General features: G+C 40.9%; 3 protein-coding genes. All 3 read right to left on the reverse strand.

The genetic code is table 11. The features are described 5' to 3' along the window. Nucleotides 1–96 precede the first annotated feature (96 nt). From I4V84_RS19355 to I4V84_RS19365, 3 genes are read right to left on the reverse strand one after another with little or no spacing between them, the layout of a single operon-like run. Nucleotides 97–1,110 (reverse strand): tyrosine-type recombinase/integrase, encoded by a 1,014-nt coding sequence (locus tag I4V84_RS19355; RefSeq protein ID WP_195993184.1) that lies wholly within the window; start codon nt 1,108–1,110, stop codon nt 97–99. Next, on the reverse strand, nt 1,091–2,074 hold the full coding sequence (locus I4V84_RS19360) for a tyrosine-type recombinase/integrase (RefSeq protein WP_195993185.1): 984 nt from the start codon (nt 2,072–2,074) through the stop codon (nt 1,091–1,093). Before I4V84_RS19360 ends, I4V84_RS19355 begins: the two co-directional genes overlap by 20 nt. Further along, nucleotides 2,067–3,302, reverse strand: coding sequence for a site-specific integrase (locus tag I4V84_RS19365; protein ID WP_195993186.1), 1,236 nt, complete (start codon nt 3,300–3,302; stop codon nt 2,067–2,069). Before I4V84_RS19365 ends, I4V84_RS19360 begins: the two co-directional genes overlap by 8 nt. Between the last annotated feature and the right edge of the window lie 148 nt (nt 3,303–3,450).

A 3,450-nucleotide genomic window follows, 5' to 3' on the forward strand; every position in this document is an offset into this window, starting at 1 on the left:
TCCACCTTATGACGAGATAGATGTTATGCCGAGATACGTTCAGTATTCTTAGATTTTTCCAGTGTTTCTATTTGCGTAACTCGGCATAATAATTCTCTACTTTAAGGAATTTAAAAACTGTAAAAGATCTTTATCTTTGTTCCAGTCAGGAAAATCTCTTTCCTCAGTAACTTTTGGAGCAAGTGCATTTACCGCATCATTTTTCAGACGATTATCAGCTCTCACGTAAACCATCGTCGTAGAAATATCCTCATGTCCGAGGAAATCTCTGATATAGACGATATTGATACCGGCTTCCAACATATGCATTGCTTTTGAATGACGGAACATATGACAATGTACATGTTCTGGGAATGTTGCATCTTTTTTGCGGATCGCATCTACATATTTTTTTATGATATAAGAGATACCATCGCGGTCAATCTTTCGATGATAACGGTTAGTGATCAAAAAATCGGTTCCTACAGCGTATGAACGGTACCGGCTAAGATAGTTTTCGACAAGTTTTGCTGTTGCGTCTGCTATCACGACTGTACGATATTTGTTGCCTTTTCCGTGTAATCTTACGGTTGCAACAGAACCTAACGATATATCGGCTATCGTAATATCGCATAATTCCTGAACTCTGCACCCACTGTCATACAAAAGTGTCAGGATCACCCTGTGTCGGAAACCGGTATGGGAATTAACATCCGGACTGTTTATAAGTGATGACATCTGTTCCACAGTCAGGAAAGATACTTCTTTCGGTGCAGCCTTTTTTGCCCTGATCCCGGAGACATTCTGTAAAGGGGCAATGTACTCGATATGTTCCAGCTGTGCATAATCACTGAATGCTTTCAATGCAGCCAGCCGTTGATTTGCTGCAGTTATACCAGCCCCGTTGTTCCGGTACCATTCCAGGAATTCAATCACCAGTTCACGTTTGAAGTCCCTGATATAAAAAGAATTCGGAGAGGTTTCTTTTTCTTCTTTTAAAAACCGAAGGAACAGTTTCAAAGTGTCTCTGTAACTGAGAATGGTATTCCTGGAATAACATCTATGATGCGGCAGATAGTCCGTTAAAAATCCTGTGACCAGACAGGCAAAATCAGTAGAATTCGTGTTCATTGATAACTGCCTCCCTGATCAGATCAGGAAAAGATTCCATCATCCGTTCTTTTATATATGGAAAACGTTCCGCCGTAAGTTTTAGATAATACGCTGTTTCCTCAAAACTTTCATGTCCAAGCATTGTACGCATATATGGAAGATACGCAATCAGGTCTTTTCCTTCATCGCTCCATTTGCGGAGAAGATTTACGCAATAAGTATGGCGGAAGTCATGGATACGGGGACCTTTTCCAGTGTGAGAGATCCCAGCCTGTTCCAGATAGCGCCTGAAATTTTTATATACATTTCCTAAAGTCATCGGTCTTCCCGGAAGCAGCATAAAGAAATATTCATCATCGGATGAATGGACATGGATCTTTTCTTTTAATTCCTTACACTTATCCATAAGTAAAGGATGGATCGGGACATACCGCTCTTTATGATTTTTGGCCTCGTGAACAGTGATATACCCTTCTCCGAAGTTAATATCACGGATTCTGGCAAGGCGCAGCTCCGAAACACGCATCCCACTGGTGTACAGGATACGGAAAAAGACCGGCATCACATCAGCACGATACGGGCAGGAATCCGGCACCGACTGACTTTTGTCAACTGCATCAAAAAAACTTTGAAGTTCTTCATCTGTGTAAATATGTGCATCGTATCTGCTCCTTTTCCGGGTGATTCCTTTCGGTGGAATATATGCAGGAATCCCGATATCGTTGAGATATCTGCAGAAAACCCGCATGACACTGATACGGCTTGCCTGATTTGTGACTGTCTCATAAGTTCTTTTTCTGCACCATAGATCACAAAGTTCTTTAGAGATACGCTTTTCGGAAAGATTGTTTTCGCATAAAAAGGTGTCAATGCGTCGCAGAGAACCTGCCTCTGCTCTATAAGAGAATCCAAGTGCGCGTTTTAATGCTATAAGATCATGGATCTCCTCTTGAAAAATGCTGTTATAAATCTCTTTATCCATGGCGAAATCCCTCCGGTGAAAGCACACATTCGGCCAGTTTCTGTAGGTCTGTCTTCAGATAAACAGCCGTTACATCAGAGTTAGAGTGCCCAAGGATATCTGTAATGACCGGAAGCGGTGTCTCCATTTCCAGCAGCATGGAGCCGGCAGAATGTCTTAAGGAATGAAAGCCGGAGTGCTTTTTTGTACGCTGGTCGATACCTGCTTTCCTCATGTATCTTACAAGCTGTTGATGCATATGGTTTTCATTGCCGATAGGATCAAATGGCGGCATATGTTTCAGGAACACCTGATCCGATTCGTAGTACTGAGGTCGCCCATTTTTGATATAATCGATCACCGCCCAGCCTACAGCATCAGGTATTGGCAGAGTTAATGGTTTATGTGTTTTATGCTGTATGAGGGACAGTTTTTTATCTTCCCAGTTAAAGTTTTGGAAACGCAGGTTTTTGATATCTCCAATCCGAAGACCAAGAACACATGCAAGAAGGATCATTGCATAGTCACGTTTTCCGATAGGGCTGTTCCGGTCAATGACCGAAAGCATTGCTTTCAGTTCATCAAGTTTCCATGCAGAAGGTATTTTGGCACTTTTGGAAACAGCAGGCATATGGATCTTTTCAGCATAATCAGCGGAGAGTATCCCGATAGAATAAATAAAACGCAGAAAATGTCTGATCCCGCAAACATTCTGTTCTATGGTCTTAAAACTATACCCTGCCAGCGTTTTCAGATAAGAATTGCAAACATCCATAGTGATATTTTCTGTAGTTCCAATCTTCCTCTGCTGAAGATAGTCCATAAAAGCCCTGGAAATCCCTTTATAATGTCCGATTGTACTTGCTGACAGTTCCGTAGAATTCAGGAAATCTAAATAATCCGTATATAAATTTAAATAGTACGCATTCAGCGTAATAGGATTTTTTGCGGCATAGTATCTTCTGGTAAGCACCTGATGCAAACGGTAATCTTCCAGCATATGCACAACACGGAGCAATTGGACTCTCTGTTGGGAAAGCGTTCCATTATTATATTTCGTAATGAAGCCGTATTGTTTTTCGAGATATTTAAGTCCCCGTTCCATATCGTATTCGGTATTTCCGTATTCTTCCGTAAGAAAGCACTGGATCTTATTCCATTCACCTTCATAAAAGCGGATAGTTGCAGAAGAATAGTTGTTTTCCTGCAACAGTTGTTTTAGTCCTTCTGTAATCATTTCAAAATTCATGAGTTTCTGACTCCTTTCTTTTTTTATGATTACAGAATAACAAAGTGTAGCATTTTTGCTTGTATTATGCCGAGATAAATTTAAAGAAATCCCGTATTTACGCAGATAATCAGCGTTAACTCGTCATAACGTTTATCTCGTCATAAGG

Source organism: Ruminococcus sp. 1001713B170207_170306_F1 (assembly GCF_015668065.1).
Taxonomy (GTDB): Bacteria; Bacillota; Clostridia; order Lachnospirales; family Lachnospiraceae; genus Blautia_A; species Blautia_A faecis.

Excerpts from the sequence above, each read along its gene's own strand:
- I4V84_RS19355 (WP_195993184.1), bottom strand. The coding sequence starts at position 1,110 with ATGAACACGAATTCTACTGATTTTGCCTGTCTGGTCACAGGATTTTTA.
- I4V84_RS19365 (WP_195993186.1), bottom strand. The coding sequence starts at position 3,302 with ATGAATTTTGAAATGATTACAGAAGGACTAAAACAACTGTTGCAGGAA.
- I4V84_RS19360 (WP_195993185.1), bottom strand. The coding sequence starts at position 2,074 with ATGGATAAAGAGATTTATAACAGCATTTTTCAAGAGGAGATCCATGAT.